The organism is Rhizobacter sp. P5_A1 (assembly GCF_056400745.1).
In genome coordinates this window covers 1-553 of record NZ_JBFUKR010000082.1, presented here as the reverse complement: position 1 = coordinate 553, position 553 = coordinate 1, and the positions used below count along the sequence as shown (strand labels likewise).

Genomic DNA, 553 nt, shown 5'->3' with positions numbered 1-553 from the left:
CGATGATGTCCGAGACGCGCTGCACCGAGCCGACGATCTCCTTCATCGTGCGACCGGCATCGGCGACGAGCTTCGAGCCGCCCTCGACCTTCTCGACCGAGGCGCCGATCAGCCCCTTGATCTCCTTCGCCGCTTCGGCGCTGCGCTGCGCGAGGCTGCGCACCTCGCTGGCGACGACCGCGAAGCCGCGGCCCTGTTCGCCGGCGCGCGCCGCTTCGACCGCCGCATTCAGCGCGAGGATGTTGGTCTGGAACGCGATGCCGTCGATCACGCCGATGATGTCGGCGATCTTCTTCGAGCTCGCGTTGATGTCGTCCATCGTCGCGACCACCTGCGAGACCACCGCGCCGCCACGGGCGGCCACTTCGGCGGCCGAGCTCGCGAGCTGGTTCGCCTGGCGCGCCGAGTCGGCCGACTGCTTCACGGTGCCGGTCAGCTGCTCCATCGACGAGGCCGCCTGCTGCAGGTTCGACGCGGTCTGCTCGGTGCGGCTGGACAGGTCCTGGTTGCCGGTCGCGATCTCGGTGCTCGCGGTGCCGATGCTGTCGGTCGA

General features: G+C 69.8%; 1 protein-coding gene. It reads right to left on the bottom strand.

Annotated features, from left to right (window positions below; genetic code table 11):
• On the bottom strand, window positions 1-553 hold a 553-nt coding region (locus tag AC1DTW_RS28160; protein WP_477985345.1), incomplete at both ends, for a methyl-accepting chemotaxis protein.